At 30.3% G+C, this 18,055-nt stretch carries 19 protein-coding genes; 3 read left to right on the forward strand and 16 right to left on the reverse strand.

Annotation, left to right across the window (positions count from 1 at the left end; translation table 11 throughout):
- Positions 1–59 precede the first annotated feature (59 nt).
- The 6 genes from BUA92_RS15680 to BUA92_RS15705 all read right to left on the reverse strand — a co-directional run bounded on the left by BUA92_RS15680 (position 60) and on the right by BUA92_RS15705 (position 6,628).
- On the reverse strand, positions 60–1,403 hold the full coding sequence (locus BUA92_RS15680) for a M56 family metallopeptidase (RefSeq protein ID WP_083553552.1): 1,344 nt from the start codon (positions 1,401–1,403) through the stop codon (positions 60–62).
- Positions 1,400–1,759, reverse strand: a complete 360-nt coding sequence (locus BUA92_RS15685) for a BlaI/MecI/CopY family transcriptional regulator (RefSeq protein WP_073021105.1) — start codon at positions 1,757–1,759, stop codon at positions 1,400–1,402. Before BUA92_RS15685 ends, BUA92_RS15680 begins: the two co-directional genes overlap by 4 nt.
- A 163-nt stretch (positions 1,760–1,922) precedes the next feature.
- Positions 1,923–3,065 carry a glycerate kinase family protein gene (locus tag BUA92_RS15690; RefSeq protein WP_073021109.1) on the reverse strand — a complete coding sequence of 381 codons (1,143 nt, stop codon included), beginning with the start codon at positions 3,063–3,065 and terminating at the stop codon, positions 1,923–1,925.
- Between the two features lie 22 nt (positions 3,066–3,087).
- The gene (locus BUA92_RS15695) at positions 3,088–3,600 is read right to left on the reverse strand and encodes a PTS sugar transporter subunit IIA (RefSeq protein WP_073021112.1); all 513 of its coding nucleotides are present in this window, start codon (positions 3,598–3,600) and stop codon (positions 3,088–3,090) included.
- Between the two features lie 80 nt (positions 3,601–3,680).
- Entirely contained in the window at positions 3,681–5,003 is a 1,323-nt protein-coding gene (locus BUA92_RS15700) for a 6-phospho-alpha-glucosidase (RefSeq protein ID WP_073021115.1), read from the reverse strand.
- A 65-nt stretch (positions 5,004–5,068) separates the two neighbouring features.
- The gene (locus BUA92_RS15705; protein ID WP_073021118.1) at positions 5,069–6,628 is read right to left on the reverse strand and encodes a PTS transporter subunit EIIC; all 1,560 of its coding nucleotides are present in this window, start codon (positions 6,626–6,628) and stop codon (positions 5,069–5,071) included.
- Positions 6,629–6,867: 239 nt separating this feature from the next.
- Between BUA92_RS15705 and BUA92_RS15710 the strand changes: the two genes are divergently transcribed.
- A complete protein-coding gene (locus BUA92_RS15710) occupies positions 6,868–7,644 on the forward strand; it encodes a MurR/RpiR family transcriptional regulator (RefSeq protein ID WP_073021121.1) in 777 nt (258 codons plus the stop codon).
- An 11-nt stretch (positions 7,645–7,655) separates the two neighbouring features.
- On the opposite strand, the gene yeiL is transcribed toward BUA92_RS15710, so the two are convergent.
- Positions 7,656–8,330 carry a transcriptional regulator YeiL gene (gene yeiL, locus BUA92_RS15715; RefSeq protein ID WP_073021124.1) on the reverse strand — a complete coding sequence of 225 codons (675 nt, stop codon included), beginning with the start codon at positions 8,328–8,330 and terminating at the stop codon, positions 7,656–7,658.
- 134 nt (positions 8,331–8,464) lie between these two features.
- Here yeiL and BUA92_RS15720 point away from each other — a divergent pair, with 134 nt between their 5' ends.
- Both BUA92_RS15720 and BUA92_RS15725 read left to right on the forward strand, forming a co-directional pair.
- Complete coding sequence (locus BUA92_RS15720; protein WP_073021126.1) at positions 8,465–8,887, forward strand: DMT family transporter; 423 nt, start codon at positions 8,465–8,467, stop codon at positions 8,885–8,887.
- A 12-nt stretch (positions 8,888–8,899) separates the two neighbouring features.
- Positions 8,900–9,355 carry a DMT family transporter gene (locus tag BUA92_RS15725; protein WP_423236813.1) on the forward strand — a complete coding sequence of 152 codons (456 nt, stop codon included), beginning with the start codon at positions 8,900–8,902 and terminating at the stop codon, positions 9,353–9,355.
- On the opposite strand, the gene BUA92_RS15730 is transcribed toward BUA92_RS15725, so the two are convergent.
- From BUA92_RS15730 to BUA92_RS15765, 9 genes are all read right to left on the reverse strand, one after another.
- A complete protein-coding gene (locus tag BUA92_RS15730; RefSeq protein WP_073021129.1) occupies positions 9,347–10,441 on the reverse strand; it encodes a GerAB/ArcD/ProY family transporter in 1,095 nt (364 codons plus the stop codon). The two genes, BUA92_RS15725 and BUA92_RS15730, sit on opposite strands and share 9 nt — an antisense overlap.
- Before the next feature lie 11 nt (positions 10,442–10,452).
- Positions 10,453–10,584, reverse strand: a complete 132-nt coding sequence (locus BUA92_RS23765; RefSeq protein WP_278335142.1) for a hypothetical protein — start codon at positions 10,582–10,584, stop codon at positions 10,453–10,455.
- 20 nt (positions 10,585–10,604) lie between these two features.
- On the reverse strand, positions 10,605–11,783 hold the full coding sequence (locus BUA92_RS15735) for a Ger(x)C family spore germination protein (RefSeq protein WP_073021131.1): 1,179 nt from the start codon (positions 11,781–11,783) through the stop codon (positions 10,605–10,607).
- Complete coding sequence (locus tag BUA92_RS15740; protein ID WP_073021134.1) at positions 11,773–13,332, reverse strand: spore germination protein; 1,560 nt, start codon at positions 13,330–13,332, stop codon at positions 11,773–11,775. The genes BUA92_RS15735 and BUA92_RS15740 overlap by 11 nt, the downstream gene beginning before the upstream one ends.
- 128 nt (positions 13,333–13,460) lie before the next feature.
- Complete coding sequence (locus tag BUA92_RS15745; protein WP_073021136.1) at positions 13,461–14,822, reverse strand: DUF4179 domain-containing protein; 1,362 nt, start codon at positions 14,820–14,822, stop codon at positions 13,461–13,463.
- Positions 14,815–15,369, reverse strand: coding sequence for an RNA polymerase sigma factor (locus BUA92_RS15750; protein ID WP_139259357.1), 555 nt, complete (start codon positions 15,367–15,369; stop codon positions 14,815–14,817). The genes BUA92_RS15745 and BUA92_RS15750 overlap by 8 nt, the downstream gene beginning before the upstream one ends.
- A 130-nt stretch (positions 15,370–15,499) precedes the next feature.
- Positions 15,500–16,237, reverse strand: coding sequence for an ABC transporter permease (locus BUA92_RS15755; RefSeq protein ID WP_073021138.1), 738 nt, complete (start codon positions 16,235–16,237; stop codon positions 15,500–15,502).
- A gap of 2 nt (positions 16,238–16,239) precedes the next feature.
- Complete coding sequence (locus tag BUA92_RS15760; protein ID WP_073021139.1) at positions 16,240–16,995, reverse strand: ABC transporter permease; 756 nt, start codon at positions 16,993–16,995, stop codon at positions 16,240–16,242.
- Positions 16,995–17,906: an ABC transporter ATP-binding protein gene (locus BUA92_RS15765; RefSeq protein WP_073021140.1), complete on the reverse strand. Its 912-nt coding sequence runs from the start codon at positions 17,904–17,906 to the stop codon at positions 16,995–16,997. The genes BUA92_RS15760 and BUA92_RS15765 overlap by 1 nt, the downstream gene beginning before the upstream one ends.
- Positions 17,907–18,055: the final 149 nt, after the last annotated feature.

Genomic DNA, 18,055 nt, shown 5'->3' on the forward strand with positions numbered 1-18,055 from the left:
AATACCATAAATATGAAGGTAGTAGCTACAAAATCACCTTAGCTACTACCTTTATATTTTTATTCATAGATATTTTTTAATTTATTATTTAAATCCTTAAATTTCTCTATGGAAGTTCCGTAATTGCTGATATCTTCACCCACTTTTTCAGAAGCCCACTCTCTTGTATATTCAGGAATTCTATCTCCTAGATAATATTTTATAATATCTAAATTATCAATAAGGGCAAACATAAAAATTGCATTTTTCTCAAGTTTATCTCTACGTTCCTCATTTAGAAAATATGTTTTATTTTCTCCGAATTCAACTAAACTTACATTTATACCATAAGGATGATCATCTGTTTGAAGTTGTACAGTCCCCACCTTAGCTCCTTCTGGAAAATCTAGTCCAGATACTATATTAACTACTTTCGAATTATCTCCTACATATGGTGTTTTATTTTTATACAAGGTTTCAGTTACATCTTCTTTAATAAAACTCCTAGTATAGGAGTTTGTAACTAATCCTATTATTACCACTATGACTATAATGGAAGTTATCAGGATTCCTAGGAAAGTTCTTTTTCTATTTATTAATATATTCTTTATGCGAGCCTTTACACTACTTTCTCCAAAAGCAAAAGGTGTAGTTAAACTACTTTTTCTTACTGAATAAGAAAGTAATATATTAGAATAGGTTTTTTTATCCTTAACACTATAGTTTTTTATAACACTCTCATCGCAGGACATTTCCATGTCTTTTTCCATAAGATAATAACACATCCATACAACTGGATTAAACCAATGGAGCATAACAATAAAAAATGCAAACAGTTTTATAATATAGTCTTTTCTTTTAACATGAACTTTTTCATGGTTAAGCATATACTCAAATTCACTTTGTTTTATATTTACAGGCATATAAATCCTTGGTTTTAACGCCCCGAACACAAAAGGCGACTCAATTGAATCTGTTTCATAAATATTTTCTTTGATCAGTGTAGCAAATTTCAACTTGTTTTTAAGTCTTATATAATCTAATAGACTTTTTGAAAGAAAAATAACAAACCCAACTATCCAAATCACAGCTAAAGTTTTCATTATATTATCCATGTTGGTTAAATCATTATTTGACTGATTAGGTAATATATTAGACTCAACTAATGCAGTTATATTACTATTTGATGATAGGTTATTTGAATTGCCAACTTGATATGATATTGGAGTATTAATTTTCGGCATAAAGCTCAATATGCTATTAATTGAAAAAGGAACTATAAGTCTAAAGAATACAGGAATCCAAAGAATATAGCTAAATATCTTAGGTGACTTTTTTAATAAAACCCTAACTAATATTACAACTAAAGCTACATAAGTGCCGGTAATACTCATATTTAATAAATACTCAAATAGATTTTTCACTCAATAGCCTCCTCTATCATTTTTTTGATTTCATCAGCTTCTTTGTTTGATAATTTCTTTCCCTTTAAAAATGTTGTTATAAATTCAGGGATGGAACCATTAAAAGCTTTATCTAAAAGTGCATCACTTTCATATTTTTGAACCTGCTCCCTATTGATTAAACTAGTAACAATCGCATTATCATTTTTAAGTATCTCACGTTCAGAGAGTTTACGAATCATATTGAAGGTTGTAGATTTTTTCCACCCAAGCTTTTCTAAACATACTTTTGATAATTCAGTAGAATTAACTGGCTCTATCTCCCATATTATACTTATAAACTTAAATTCTGCATCAAAAAGTTTGTAATCTTTCATTCTAATCCCCCTTTTGGTTTGTCATGATAAACCTCTTATATCTAGTTTATCCCGACAAACCTATTTTGTCAAACAAAAAAAGACATGCATCACATGTCTCTTTTTTTATTCTTTAGGTATAGTTCATATCTATCAAATGAATTTTATGAAGCTGAAAAAGCTTCTACAGCAATAATGTGTGTAGCTTAACTATTCTCATTATCCGCTCAGCTGTATCTTCTAATAAATTTTCTGCATTTTCCATAGCTTCATCTAAAGTCATAGGTTTATCTACTATTGAAAAAATACTATCTATTCCTTTGTAATAAAGGTCTGATGCATCTTTACCTATTCCTCCAGCTATAGCTATTACTGATTTACTGTATTTTTTACTCGTCTCCGCTACCCCAAAAGGAGTTTTACCAAATTGAGTTTGATAATCTATCATTCCTTCTCCAGTTATAACCAGGTCACTATCTTTAATCCTTTCTTCTAACTTTGAGGCCTCTATAACTATATCTATTCCTCTTTTAAGTTCTGCATTTAAAAAAGCTAAAAGTGCAGCTCCAAGTCCACCTGCTGCTCCTGCCCCTGGGTAGTTAAGTACTGATACATTAAGATTTTCCTCAAGTAGATTTCCATAATGCTCTAAATACTCATCTAGAACTTTAACCATATCTTCATCTGCCCCCTTTTGAGGTCCAAAAATATGGGAAGCTCCCTTTTCCCCAACAAGAGGGTTATCAACATCACAAGCAGCTATAAATTTACATTCTCTTATTTTCTCATCAAAGGTAGATAAATCTATGGTTTTAAGTTTTATTAATCCTTCTGCTCCTAAAGGTATATCTTTATCATCTTTATCTAGAAGTTTTGCTCCTAATGCCATAGCCATACCAGCTCCACCATCATTTGTAGCACTTCCACCTATTCCAATTATTATATTTTTACAACCACTATTTACTGCATGTTTTATCAACTCTCCTGTGCCATAAGTAGTAGTTTTCATAGGATTTCTTTCTTCTTTTTTTAGTAATGGTAGGCCTGAGGCCTGAGCCATTTCAATTGCTGCTGTTTTATTATCACCTAATATCCCATAAACAGCCTCTATTTCTCTCATTAAAGGGTCATTAACCTTAACTTTAATATATTTTCCTCCTGTAGCTTCTACCAAGGACTCTACAGTTCCTTCTCCCCCATCTGCCATTGGAATCTTAACTGTTTCTATGCTTTTATCAACTTTTTTTATTCCTTTTTCAATGGCATTTGCAACTTCCGTAGCTGATAAACTTCCCTTAAAAGAATCTGGTGCAATAGCTATTTTCATTTTAATCCCACCTTATCACAAACTATTTTTTAATTATAACAGCTACAGCTCGCTCTGCAAGAGAAACTTGTTTGTATTTTTCTACTACAATTTTTTCATCCTCTTTTAGATTAGCTATGACTACTGGAGTGATAATTGATGGAACCTTATCTTTAATTTTTTCTATATCTATTTTTAGTAATTCATCACCTATAGAAACTTTCTGCCCCACTTCAGCTAAAACCTCAAAACCTTCTCCATTTAAGCTAACTGTTTCTAATCCAAAATGTATTATTATTTCATATCCTTCTTTTGATGTAAGCCCAATAGCATGTTTTGTTGGAAATATACTTCCTACTGTTCCTTCTATAGGAGAGACTATTATGCCTAGAGTAGGTTTAATTGCAAAGCCATCCCCCATCATTTTCTCTGAAAACACTGGATCTGGAACTTCTGTTATAGAAACCAGCTCACCCTCTAGTGGTGCTGCTAAAATTAGCTTTGGCTTAGCTTGAGGTTCTTTATTAGAAAATATATTTTTTATAGCCTTGAACATTTTAAAATCCTCCTTTTTAAATAAGGAAAAAATCCAGCATAGCTGAATTTTCTCCTTCATTGTACATTCTAAACTATCTATTACTTAAGTTCTGGCCAATATCCCTTATTAGCTTCTATTAAAGCATCTAATACTTGTCTTGCTTTTTTAGCAGAGACTATAGTTCTGTTTAAAGTTAATGCTTGTAAAGCCTTGTCATAAGATTCTTCAAAATAAGCATCTACTGCAAGTTTTTCATAAGCTAATTGAGATTCCATTAAACCTTTGTAGAAAGTTCCTATTTTTCCTACAGCTAGAGGACGTGGTCCATTTGAAGTCATAACTGCTGCTACTTCTACCATTGCATCATCTTGAATATTAGATATTATTCCGTTATTCTCAATAATTACAATATATATGCGTTGTTTATTGTATGCTATAGATTCTGCTAGTTCTATTATAAACTCACTATGAGCATCATTGTGCACAAGTACTGAACCCTCAGAAGTCCCAACTTCTGCTACTCTCTTGCACTCTTCAAATATTCTCTTTTCTCTTCCATTCATAACCTCATTTGCACGAGTATAATTAGGATCTAAATGTGATACTTTATAGTCTGGATAATAATAGTATTGTAAATAAGTGTTTGGTAGGTACTCTGGGAAATCGTCTAACATATCTTTAACCATTCCATAAGTATCTAACCAAGACTTGTCTCTTTGCTCTGCATCTACTGGTTTAAAGCCATTTTCTCTTATAGTGTCTCTTAATTTAGGTAATAAATCATTTCCTTGTCCATCATAAAGATTAGTAAACCAGCCAAAATGATTAAGCCCAAAGTATACTGGTTCAAACTGGCTATCATTCATTCCTAATATTCTTCCGTAAGATCTTAATAAGTTTACAGGCTGATCGCATATGTTTAGAATTCTCTTATCATCATGGAACACTCTATTAGTAGCTTCTGCAACTATAGCCGCTGGATTTGTGTAGTTTAATATCCATGCATTTGGAGAATATTTACGTATATCCTTTATAGTCTTTATCATATCTCTTATAGACCTAAGACCATATGCAAATCCCCCTGGACCACATGTTTCTTGTCCTAATACCCCAAGACTTAGTGGAATTTTTTCATCTAGCTCACGCATCTTATATCCACCAGTTCTCATTTGCATAAACACAAAATCTACATCTAAATAAGCCTCTTCAACCTTTGTAGTGTAGCTAAAATCTAGTTCTGGGTAATTTTCTTTAAATAATATCCTTGCAAATTCACCTATAGTTGCTTGACGTTCTTCATTTACATCAAACATAACTAGTTTCTTTAGAGGAAAACTATCCTTCATTTTGCATAAACTTTGTAGAAGTCCTGGTGTCCAAGTACTACCTCCACCTACTATTGTTATATTAAATTTCTTCATTATGAAATCCTCCTATGCTTCTAAAACTATATTATTTGTGTTGCTGTATTTATGTTAAAATTTAATTATGACTTTCTCTTAAGCTCTTTTGCTACTGAAGCTTTTATACTTGAAACTGAAGGTCCATATATTACTTGAATATCTGTTTCACTTGGTTTTATAACCCCAGCAGCTCCAGTTCTCTTAAATCCACTCTCTTCAACTAAACTCATATCTTTAACTACTACACGAAGTCTAGTAAAACAATTGTTAACTTTCTCTATATTGTCTTTTCCACCTAAATACTTAATTATTTCTATAGCTTTTCCATCAAAATCACTATTGTCTAAAACTAAATTTTCTTCGTCAAGTTCTATATCATCTTCTCTACCTGGAGTTTTTAAGTTCATCTTTAATATTACGAACTTGAAAGTAAAGTAATATATAAATGCATAAGCTATCCCTATTAATAATGTTATAAACCATTTGGTATTAGGTTGAAGCATACCGAAAACTACTAAATCAATAGCGCCTCCTTGAGTATTACCTATTGCAACTCCTAAAATATGATTTAACATAAAGGATATTCCTGATAGCACTGAATGAATTCCATATAATACTGGTGCAACAAATAAGAAAGAGAATTCTAGTGGTTCAGTTATCCCTGTAACCAGTGATGCTAAAGCTCCTGCTGTAAGTATCCCTTTTATTCTATTTCTATTTACAGGATTTGCAGTTCTATACATTGCAAGGGCTGCAGCTGGTAAACCAAACATCATTATTGGTATTTTTCCTTGTGCTAAAAAACGTGTTGCTTCAGTTGAAAATGATGTAGTATTAGGATCAGCAAGCTGAGCATAAAAAATATTTAGTGCTCCTGCTATAGAGTTTCCTCCTATAACCATTTCTCCACCAACAGGTGTAAATCTAAACATCGCATTTAATATATGATGTAACCCAAATGGTATAAGAAGTCTTTCAAGTAATCCGAATAAGAAAGTTCCAAAGTATCCTAACCTAGCTATTGTATATCCTAACCCTTGAATTCCAGCTCCTATTGGAGGCCATATTACTGGAATAAGCAATCCAACTACTGTAAATGCTAAAGTTGTTATAATTGGTACAAAACGTGTTCCTCCAAAGAATCCTATATAGTCAGGAAGTTTTATTGTATAGAACTTATTATGGAGCTCTGCCACAATTATCCCTACGATTATTCCTCCAAAAACACCTAGCTCTATTGATTGAATACCTAAAGTCATTCCTTGACCAGCTGATCTTAAATTTTCTGCTGTTGCTAAGGTTTTGCTACTTATAAGAAATGCATTTATTGTTATGTGCATTACTATATATCCAATAAATCCTGAAAATCCAGCTACAGCTGTTTCATCCTTTGCAAGACCTATAGCTAAAGAAATAGCAAAAAGTACTGGTAAGTTACTAAAAAGTACTCCTGTTATTGCTTTTGTAAATACAAATATTAATTGTAATATTTCATTGCCTAAGAAAGGCATTTTTGCTATAACATTAGGATTTGAAAATGCTGAACTGATTCCTAGGAATATACCTGCAAAAGATATCAATGCTATAGGAAGCATAAAGGCTTTACCTAGGCGCTGAAAATAATTATTCATCTTTTTTAACATTTGAGATCCTCCTCTTAATTCATATTGTTTTGAATCTAGTTATTAAATATAATTTGTTATAAATCCCTTTAATTTGTCGACAAATTTATTGATTAATTATATTATATATATGATAACGTATTTAAGAAACCGTTTCAGACCATTCAGTAATTATGTTCAAATGTTGAATTTTTTTCACTTTCTGAAATTTTTTTCACCACTTTTTCTTTTATCGTTAATTATTGAAACGAGGTGTTATTTTGAATTTTTTTAATTATATTGAAAAAACAAGAGTAAATTTAAATAAAAATGAAAATGAACTGTTGCAGTATTTTATAGAAAACGCAAGCTCTGTTAAAAGCATGAAAATTCAAGATGTATCAAAAAAGACCTTTGTTTCTACAGCTGCAATAATAAGATTTTGTAAAAAGCTAGGCTTTAGCGGCTATTCAGAATTTAAAAATACTTTATATCATACTGTGGAAAACCAAGAAGATAATAATAAACTTCAAAGTCCTAAAAATATTGGATCACACTTTGATATATTTGATGATATATTGAAAACTAAAAACCTTATTAATGATTCGGTTATTGATGAAATAGTAGATTTAATCTATGAAAGTAATAGATTGGAGTTTTATGGGGAAGGTTCTTCAAGAATAGTTTGTGAAGATATGACTAGACGATTTAGATTAGTAGAAAAACAAGCATATTATTATGATGATACAAGTCTTATGTATTTATCTGCATCTAATTTAAACTCAAAAGATTTAGCATTTTGTATATCTATGTCTGGAGAAACATCTCAAATCGTCAAAGCTGCAAATATTGCTAAAACAAAAAAAGCTACTGTAATATCAGTAACCACTATGAGCAATAATACTTTATCTAACATTGCTCACAAACCTTTATTTGTATGCTCTACTAGATACTCAGTTGGAGAGATGAACTTTGTTTCAAGAATTCCTGCAACTACTGTATTAGAATATATATTTAATAAATACCTTCATAAATATTCCAATTCTAATCCTCAGTAAAAAGCGGAGATTTACTCATATAAATCTTCCGCAAGTCCTCTTAATACCTCTTCATCTATAATTTCATAATAATTTTTCTTCTTTCTTATTATTGATTTACTACATAAAGAATTTAGAGTCCTTAATAAATGTCTGTAGCTAGCTCCTAAAAGCTCTGCAGTTTCTGTAAGATTTTCTTTAAAGGTGTTTTTTTCTTTATTAGATAATATATAACTAGCCACTCTATTTTCTAAAGGGTACAATAAATTAATTGAACTATACTTACTTAACCTTGTAAGTTTTTCAGCCAATCCATCGCATATAAATCTTAAAAACTTACTATCTTCAATGGAGTATTTTCTTATATGTTCAAAAGCTATTCCAACGCAGTAGGTTTCTTCAATAGCTTGAACACTACAGTCAGCTTTATTAAAGTACATAAATTCAACGTCACCTATTACCTTAAATGGTGTATAAAAACACAATAACAGAGACTTTCCATTGCTCATTACAGTGTAAACTTTAGCTTTTCCACTAACAAAAAAATATAAGTACTCTAAATCCTCTTGTACTCTACATATATGTTCACCCTTATTAAACTTAAATAAATGCATATAGGGTTTCATATCATTACTGAAAACCTCGTCTATTTGATATTTATTTATATAGTTTTCTAAAATCTTCTTATCAATAATCTTTTCTCCCATATATTAACTCCACCCTCAATTTTACTCCAATAATAACATTAAAATTATAGCATAAATTCATATGACATATGTCATAATATCATTTATCTAATCTATGATAAATTTATATTAATCGTAGAAAAAGGAGAAATGTTATGTATAAAATATATTCTGCTCTAATAGGTATTTTAATTACTATAATGATTGTTTTTAACGGAAAACTCTCTTCCTCTTTGGGTAATTATACTGCTATTATAATAATTCATCTTACTGGACTTATTGCAATGATTATTTGGGTTATAGTAAAAAAACAAAAAATATCTTTTGATAAAAACATTCCACTTTATATCTATAGTGCCGGTTTAATAGGAATTTTTACTGTTTTATTTACAAATATGAGTTTTAATTATTTAGGAGCTTCTCTAACTCTTTCTTTAGGCCTCTTGGGTCAATCTGTAGCTTCAATACTTATAGATCATTATGGTTTTCTTGGAGCTGAAGTTGTTAAATTTAATAAACAAAAGCTTATTGGATTAATTGCTATTTCTTTAGGTATTTTTATAATGAGCGTATATTAAGGGGGATTATCTATGATTTTAATTATAATATTATCTATACTAGCTGGTGCCTCTACGGTAATTGCTAGAAATATAAACTCTTCTTTAGCAGAAAAAATAGGACTAGTTCAAGGAACCTTTTATAACTATGTTACTGGACTTGCTGGAGGAATACTTGTTTTCCTTATAAGCAGAGAATTTATGAATTTTTCCACTGATACCTTAAAATCTGTACCATTTTGGGCATATTTAGGTGGACTAGTCGGTGTACTGGTTGTATCTTCATCTAATATTGTTACTCCCAAGGTTCCAGCTTTTTATCTAACCCTATTAATGTTTATAGGACAACTTTTTTCAGGAATGGTTGTTGATTACTTTAAAGACGGTGTGTTATCTAAAGGTAAGTTGATTGGTGGTATTCTTATATTAATAGGTCTTACCTATAACTTGTTTGTTGATAAAAAAGCATCAGAAGAAGAATTAGTTTAACTGACTAATTCTTCTTTTTATTATTGTTATAATTAATAAAAGTATAGGAAGTATATAAAACAATGGTAGCCACAAAGTAAATGGTATTATTTTAGTTCCAACTTCTAGGTGTTCCGCTGCTGATGTTGACATATTTAACGACATATATAAAACTAAAGCGCATATTGGAATAATAAATTTTCTATAATTTTTAGAATAGGTTAGTATTTGAATAGACTTCAAAGCACAATATAAATGAATATATAACTTAAAGAAAAGCGTAGTTAAAAAATATAAAACATTTATGGCATCCAAATTTTCAATAAAATGACCTACATTTATTACCCTTACTAGTCTATACATAGGAAAAATGGAGCTAGAAAATGTTGTTTCTCCAAAAACTGATACAGCTATAATATCTAAAAGCGCTATAAATAGTCCAGCTATAGTTATCCCTTTTATTGTGCTTTTAAATATATTACTAGAATCTTTTACTATAGGCCAAATCATTGCAAATTCTATACTTTGCCCAAATGTTTGAGTAATTCCTAATGGAAATACTGCATCTTTAATATCTTCCCACCCTTTTCCAAAGAAAGGTTTAATATATTGATAATTTATAACATCTGATTGTGCTAGTAGTATAATTTCAATTATTGATAATATAGCCATTATGGGGAAAAATAATTGTGAAATCCTCGCAACAGTTTTTATTCCACTAAATAGTGCATACATTATTACTAAAATAAATATCAATTCAACTACAAACATAGGCGTTTTAGGTAAAATAGTTGTGGGTATTAATATCTGTAAATCACTTAAAGCTCTTCCACCATCATAAATAAATTCTAGGGCATATATCCATGCTATTGGTGTTCCTATAAAAAAGCCTAATTGAGCTGGATACCATTCAATTAATGTTAGTCCAGAATTAAGTTTCATTAGGGTGTAATATACAATGTTAATTAAAATGCCGATTAATGTGGATAAAAGAACAGATGCCCAAGCAGCTCTACCTGCATGAGTAGAAAAACCAAATATAATTGTACTACCTATTTCAAATAACAGCAGCATTGAGAATAATTGCTTACTTGATATCTCTTCCATAACAAAACTCCTTATTCAATGTATTTTCTTATAAGCCAAGAAAATACAGACAACAAAATTCCCAGAATTAAAATAAATATAGGCATTATTTCAGGATAGTCTAACATGTATTCTGATTTCCAAGGAAATAAATATTTACTCATATTCTCTTACCCTCCATTTATTAATTACTTTTTTCCATTATTGATTTATTATCAAAACCAGTTCCCTTTATCTTCACCTTAGAATTTACATTAATATTAATAGTTTTCCATAACTCATCCCAATTATCTTTATATAATGAATGCCACTGCTTTGGATATTTTCCATGTATTATAGTTCCAAAACCAAAAACATCTACCCCGCAGTTATGTTTTACATATTTGATTGTGTCATTTACCAAGTTTTCAATGTCTTTAGAATATAAGTCCTCTATGTAGTGTATATTTTTAACTTCACTAAAATCTAATCCTGCACTACTGTCTATAATATTTGCCTCCATAAAAACATCTATTTCTATAGTTATCTCTCCATTATCAATGGTGGGTGTAACCCTCGTTTTTACTTTAGTAATTTCTCCTGATACCTTGCCTAATTTTTTTAACTTGTCAGCATTAACACATATATAATTTTGACGAAGCTTATTTTTTACTATCATGATACCTTTAAGCTCTTTAATCCCTATAAACTTAATCAATTTATCTTCATTAAACACAGCTCCACCTATAACCCCAACTGTCTTCTCGTTGTTTTCACAAGAATCTCCTATAATATCATACTCTCCAACAACACAAATACAAGGCTGAATACCGCTTTCATTTATCATATAAATAAAATCCTTTATATACATTTTAGTCGCTGTATTTAAATCTCTGAGCTTATCAATCTTTTTAACTGAATTATACTCTAAATAGCTCTTCAAACTTAGAGCATCTATTGCTTTTCCTTTTGAAAAAGTTATAAAAGCTTTCATAGGTATCTCAGGCATACGTGGAAAAAAATCTAAAACCTCTTCTAATCCATTTTTAGCCATTTCTTCTCCAATTATTATACCCTCAAGCTGTGAAAAAACTAATTTCCTTGACAATTTTTTTGATATCTTACTGCATATATCAACCATACCTTCTCCCTTTTCTGATATCAAAATAAATTCATCCAGTGGAGAGCTACTTAAATTAGACCCTGAACTCTTATTAGCTTTAGGATAGGTTGATAGCAGAGTCAATTTTATTTGTCCATCCTCTAGCTTATCAATTCCTACTCCAGAGACTATAAAGACAAAATCAAGTTCTTGTTGATCCCAACAACCCGTTAAAGTGAATGAAATTATAATAGCTACAATGAAAATCCTCTTAATCTTCATTCTTTTTATTTCCTCCTTCACTTATTCTTGAAACATCTTTTTTTGCAATAAATGAAGGTCTTTTTTTCATCAACCACCATGGAGCTCTAAAGAACACATCTTTTAATGATTTTGAATCAAGGGGTGCTAAAGGTGATAAATATGGAACCCCAAAAGACTCAAGTTTAGCCATATGTATCAGCATAATCAAAATCCCCATAAAGACCCCATATAAACCAAATGCTCCAGCTAAAATCATGAAACTAAATCTTAATACTCTGATCGATAACCCTAAATTATATTGAGGAATAATAAATGAAGAAATACCTGTCACTGAAACTACTATAACCATTGATGCAGAAACAATTCCTGCCTGCACTGCTGCCTGACCAATAATCAGGGCTCCAACTATACTTACCGTCTGACTAGTCGTCCTGGGCAGCCTTACTCCCGCCTCTCTCAAAGCTTCAAAAAATATCTCCATGACAATTGCTTCAACAAATACAGGAAAAGGAACATCTTCTCTTGATGCCCAAATATTTAGAAGCAACGCTTTTGGAAGCATCCCGGGGTGAAATGTTAACACAGCTATATAAATCGATGGTAGAAATAAAGCTGTAGTTAAAGCTAAATATCGTATTATCCTAATCATTGCACTAGGAATATATCTTTCATAATAATCTTCACTTGACTGTATAAACTGAATAAATGTTTGTGGAGCTATAAGTACTATTGGTGTATTATCAACAATTATTCCAACTTGACCTTCTAGTAAGCATGCAACTAATCTATCTGGTCTTTCAGTATATCCAATTTGAGAAAATATTGAATATCTATTATCTTCAATAAGCTCTTCTATATATCCGCTCTCTAAAATAACATCAATATCAATTTTTAAAATTCTTTTCTTTATTTCATCTATTAAATGTTCCTCTGCAATTCCATCAATATATGTGATTATAACGTTAGTTTTTGTAAGCTTACCCACCTCCATTTTATTTACTTTCAATCTAGGAGTCTTTAATCTTCTTCTTATTAACGTTATGTTGGTCTCAATAAATTCTGTAAATCCTTCCCTTGGTCCTCTTGTTGCAGGTTCAGTAACAGGTTCCTCTATATTTCTTGTTTTAAAATTACAAACATCTATTATAAAACCTTCATCAATTTTATCTACTAATAAAATGACTTTCCCACATAAGACATTATTAAGTATGTCTTTAATCAATGAAGTAGTTTTAATATCTGAAACCCAAATCTCTTGTTTTATATGGTTTTTAAGAAGCGTATTTTCTTTTTCACTATAATCATGTGCAAATTTATTTAACGGCTTTAATATATATGAATTAATTTCTTCATTGTCACTAAAACCAACTAGAAAAAATATAATAGCTGAATACTTATGGTTAATCATAAACTCTCTAAATATAATATCATCAGAACCCTTAATGATTTTTTTAAAATCCTTAATATCATTATTTAATAATCCTTCTAATTTTTTATTTTCAGCTAACCCATAATATTTTTCTAAATCATCTATATTTTCTTTTTTCTTCCTTGATAATTTAGACATAATATACCTCCACACTAAAATATTTACACTGGGTATAGTTTTTTCCGCAAAGCAAATAATATACTGGATATATGTGGGGTGCTGTAATATAAAAAGGCAACCTAAATAGGTCGCCTTTACCGTTCATATTATTTTAAATCTACTCTTATTTTCTGATCTTCTGCTAGTTTTATTCCATTTTTGGGTTTGTTAGTTGCTATTTTAGCATATTTTGAGAAGTCTTCTGACTCATTATAAGAAGTATAAGTAGTTGTGTAAACCCCTGTTGATCTATCAACTGGTATTTCAAGTGCACCTCCTTTACTAAACTCAAGTTCATTTCCATCTTTATCGTAAAAGTAGAAATCACCTGTGCTTAGCACTACTCCATTCTTTCTAAACTTAACTTTTATTTGATTCTTAGAGAATATAACATCATCTATAGTAATACTTCCTTTATCATTTAAGTTAATAGTAGAAGGTAGCTTTTTAATATCTATTTTTTCTGTATATTCTCCTTTACCATCATAAGATTTTATAGGTATTATATTTATATACTCTGTCTCTTTATCAAGTCCTATAAACTCAAAAGTATTCGTCATTTTATTCCCATCAGTTCCTATAGATCCGTGATCAAGAGGTGTCGTAATATTTCCCCTTGAATCCTCTATTGCAAAATGCTGAAAGCTATTGGCATCCTCATCTGTATATTCGGTTATAACTATTTGATTTCCTAAAGGTGACATAGCCACTTTATCTATTTTAATACTATTAATTTTTACCCCATTATCAATTTTAACTTTTTTCTTAGGGGTAACTATTTTACTTACTGCTACTACCTTACTCTTATCTACTGATGCTTCTATTTTCCAGTTGCCTTCTGTTTTTAAAGCTCTATCAGTAGATATTTCTATATTAAATTTATCTGTTAACTTTGTTTCAACTACATTAGCTCTATATACCCCTTTTAATATCTTATTAGTTTCAAGATATGCTTCATCTTTATAACTACTCCCACCACTTATGTTTTTACCATTTACCTTTAAATCTAAGAAAGGTCTTAACTCAAAAGCCGACCAATAATCCTCATACTCTGACCTAGGTATATCCTTTTCACTTTCAGCAGTATAAAAAATGTTTAAGAAGTTATCATCTGCTACTATGTTGTCTATAGTAAGTTTAATCCCCTTATCTTCGGCACTTATTCCTATAGAATTATTAAACTCTTGAAAGGTACTTGCTTCTCCTACATACTCGGAGTTTTTATTTATATTAAAGTATTCTATAACATTGCTAACTGCTGCCTTAACGGAAGAAGAGTTAAACGCTAATAAAATTGTTAAAGTCACCCCTGCAGCTGCAGCTATTTTTCTATAACTTATACTGTTTCTGCTCTTAGGTTCACTAGGTAATTCATCAATAATTTCACTTAATTTATCATCTAATGTCTTAGGCACTGCCCAAGCTTCTTTATTAATTTTATTTTTAATAAGTTCGTCAAAACTACTCATTATATACACCCCATTCACTATTTTCTAAAAGTTTTTTAAGTTTTTCCTTTGATCTACTGAGCCTAGATTTAACTGTCCCATTAGATATTTCTAAAACTTCGCTTATACTTTTTATACTCATATCTTCATAATAAAATAAGGTCAATATTACTCTAGAGTCTTTGTCCAACTTGTTTATATAATCAATCATATCACCGTTATGGTTATCTTCATAAGTTATATCATAAACACCCATATCATCTTGAAGATCCACCCTCTTTTTCTTGTTTAATATACTATAACACTCATTTACAAGTATTCTCATAATCCATGCCTTAAAATTGTTTTTATCCTTCAGTTTATTTAAATTTTTAAATGCCTTGAGAACTGATTCACTTACTGAATCCTCAACATCATATTCATTTCTTAATATCCCCTTAGCAACCCTGTATAGAGACACTTTATAAGTTTCAATAAGTGTTGCAAATTCTTCCTTGCCTATTTCTTTCGTTTTTTCTCTTTTAAGTCCCATATTATAAATACTTATTACGTTCTCCCCTACTTTCAAATTATTCACCTCCTACACTACTAAGATAAACTCATCTGTATAAAGGTTCCATTTTTGCATCAAGTTCATTATAAAACAAAAAGAACCGTTATACACGGCTCCATTTATCTTATACTTTTATACCTCTTACCTAAACCACTACGTCTATCTTTTTCATTCTTCTTATTGTAACTCTGCTAATTAAAACAATATAAAAAAGATTTACCACAAAGAATATTATCCACTGGATTCCTGAAATACTTTGCTGGCTTATTATTCCCATACCAATAGATAATAATGAGTAAGGAAAAATCATACCTAGCTTTACTACGTATAATCCAAGACCTATAAAAGAAAAACATAAGCCAATACCTATAGGAACTGCAAAACTCTTCATTCTAATTGATAAAGCTAGCTGAATTGTACTTATTGTTAAAGAGGCTAAACATCCACGTATAAACCATCCATATATCTCTATAGGAAAAGGACTGTTAAGACCTATAAGCTTCCCACTAAGGTAATATAGTGAAAAAAATAATCCTTGAATAAAGAAAGTTATTATTCCTGCCATAATAAGTTTTGACAAAAAAACATTACCTATAGGTATAGGCGTAGTCATTGTCATGTTCCAATTTCTATTTAAATGTTCTAATCTACATAAGTAGGCGCAACATATACCAATCAAAATAGGTAAAAAGAACTCTCCATAAAATAAGCCTACTTGAGACCACAAACTATACCACTCTTTTTGTAAAACTCCTATATTCATAGAAAAGTTTGCACATCCAATTAACACACTTATACTTGGTAATGTAACCATTACAATCCATATATGCGAATGCTTTATTTTTATAAATTCTGCTATAATACTGTTTTTTAAACTTCTCACATTTACACCTCCTGACTCTCTATATACATACTTCCTAAGAAATAAATGATTATTCCCATCATAGCTATTATTGCTAATAATGAGGCTGAAGCTCCTATGTTTCGAACTGCAAAACTCATTTTCTCATTTTCATAAACTTGGATAATAGGGCTTAGTCCATTATAGTAAGACCATATAAATATTCTTCTTATAACTATAGGAAATAAATCTGCTGATAGTCCTATAAATCCACCAATCATCCCAACACATAATGAAAAAGCTTGATTACTAATAGCCATAGATACCCATTGCTGTAAAGCTATTATTACTGCATTTACTATAAATATGCCTATGAAATATCTAATTAGTAAAGGTATAGGTAGCGGTTGTGTAAAACCACTCTTTTTCCCATAAATAGCTACAGCAAAAACTTGAATAAGAGCTGCATAACTCATGATTATACATGAACATATATATTTAGCTTTGTAGATATTTCCTCTCTTTAGTGAAACAGATAATAACATTTTCCATGTATTCCCCTTATTCTCCATATCACAAATCCTAGATACTACAATAGCGCAAAGTATAGGTAAAAAAAGTCCATTCATTGATGATAACATAGCAATTACAGGTTCCCACCCCGCTGTTTTAGGATTACGTGAAAAGGACATACTTGCTGCCATAAAGGCCCAGGCTATCTCCCCTAACATAAACATTGTAATCATACTAAATAAATGTTTATGTCTTAATTTATAAAATTCTAAACTAATAGCTTTCATTATAAGCTCTGCTCCTTTCCAGTAAGACTAAGAAAAATGTTTTCTAAACTTTTCTTATGTTCCTCTATACGCAATACACCAATATCATGATTAGTTAATTCTTTATTTATTTGAACTACTTGTCTATCAATGATATCCCTAAGCATTAAGAAATCGCCTTCTTGAGTATTTACAATCCCTCTTCTGACTAATATATCCTTAGCTAATCTATTATTATCTGTCTTAATTGCTATAGTTGACTTACTTTTCATCTTAAGCTCATCCATTTCTCCTTGAAAAAGCATTTTCCCGTTATTTATTATACCTACAGATGTAGCTATTTGCTCAATTTCAGAAAGAAGATGACTGGATATTAAAACAGTAATTCCATATCTTCTTGGCAAAGTTTGAATTAGCTCTCTAATTTCACTAATACCAGCAGGATCAAGTCCATTTGTAGGTTCATCTAATATTAGTAATTTAGGAAATGCTAAAAGTGCCATAGCTATTCCTAATCTTTGCTTCATTCCAAGTGAATAATGAGAAACCTTTTTATCCTTTTGATTTTCTAATCTTACTATTCTTAATGCTTCCGCTACATTCTTATCCGGAACTTCTCTTAATCTTTGCATTACCCTCATATTCTCTATTCCACTAAGATGTCCATAGTATGAAGGTGACTCAATTAAAGAGCCTACCTCTTTTAAAATATTACTTCTATTACTCTCAAATTCTTGATCAAAAATCTTAAAAGTTCCGTTTGTTGGTTTAACTAATCCTAAAAGCATTTTTAAAGTAGTTGATTTCCCAGCTCCATTAGGCCCTAAGAAACCATAAATATCTCCTTTTTTTACGAATAAATCAACATCCTTAACTCTATAGGTATCCCCATATTTTTTAGATAGTTTACTTGTGGAAACAATGTTATTCATTATTTACTCCATCCTTCCTAATATTTTATAGGTTAAGTATACTTATCTTATATTTCTTTAATCTAACATCAACATTACGCTAACCTTAAATAATTACAAAGAATGTTTATAATATCTTATAACTGATATACTATTTTTAGGTGATTTAA

It is taken from the genome of Clostridium intestinale DSM 6191, assembly GCF_900130055.1.
Taxonomy (GTDB): domain Bacteria; phylum Bacillota; class Clostridia; order Clostridiales; family Clostridiaceae; genus Clostridium_T; species Clostridium_T intestinale.

Bases quoted from the DNA above. Each gene is read 5' to 3' on its own strand.
- BUA92_RS15735 (WP_073021131.1), bottom strand. From the start codon at position 11,783: ATGAAGATTAAGAGGATTTTCATTGTAGCTATTATAATTTCATTCACT.
- BUA92_RS15705 (WP_073021118.1), bottom strand. From the start codon at position 6,628: ATGTTAAAAAAGATGAATAATTATTTTCAGCGCCTAGGTAAAGCCTTT.
- BUA92_RS15695 (WP_073021112.1), bottom strand. From the start codon at position 3,600: ATGTTCAAGGCTATAAAAAATATATTTTCTAATAAAGAACCTCAAGCT.
- BUA92_RS15730 (WP_073021129.1), bottom strand. From the start codon at position 10,441: ATGGAAGAGATATCAAGTAAGCAATTATTCTCAATGCTGCTGTTATTT.
- yeiL (WP_073021124.1), bottom strand. From the start codon at position 8,330: ATGGGAGAAAAGATTATTGATAAGAAGATTTTAGAAAACTATATAAAT.
- BUA92_RS15765 (WP_073021140.1), bottom strand. From the start codon at position 17,906: ATGAATAACATTGTTTCCACAAGTAAACTATCTAAAAAATATGGGGAT.
- BUA92_RS15760 (WP_073021139.1), bottom strand. From the start codon at position 16,995: ATGAAAGCTATTAGTTTAGAATTTTATAAATTAAGACATAAACATTTA.
- BUA92_RS15745 (WP_073021136.1), bottom strand. From the start codon at position 14,822: ATGAGTAGTTTTGACGAACTTATTAAAAATAAAATTAATAAAGAAGCT.
- BUA92_RS15700 (WP_073021115.1), bottom strand. From the start codon at position 5,003: ATGAAGAAATTTAATATAACAATAGTAGGTGGAGGTAGTACTTGGACA.
- BUA92_RS15685 (WP_073021105.1), bottom strand. From the start codon at position 1,759: ATGAAAGATTACAAACTTTTTGATGCAGAATTTAAGTTTATAAGTATA.
- BUA92_RS23765 (WP_278335142.1), bottom strand. From the start codon at position 10,584: ATGAGTAAATATTTATTTCCTTGGAAATCAGAATACATGTTAGACTAT.
- BUA92_RS15720 (WP_073021126.1), top strand. From the start codon at position 8,465: ATGTATAAAATATATTCTGCTCTAATAGGTATTTTAATTACTATAATG.
- BUA92_RS15740 (WP_073021134.1), bottom strand. From the start codon at position 13,332: ATGTCTAAATTATCAAGGAAGAAAAAAGAAAATATAGATGATTTAGAA.
- BUA92_RS15690 (WP_073021109.1), bottom strand. From the start codon at position 3,065: ATGAAAATAGCTATTGCACCAGATTCTTTTAAGGGAAGTTTATCAGCT.
- BUA92_RS15725 (WP_423236813.1), top strand. From the start codon at position 8,900: ATGATTTTAATTATAATATTATCTATACTAGCTGGTGCCTCTACGGTA.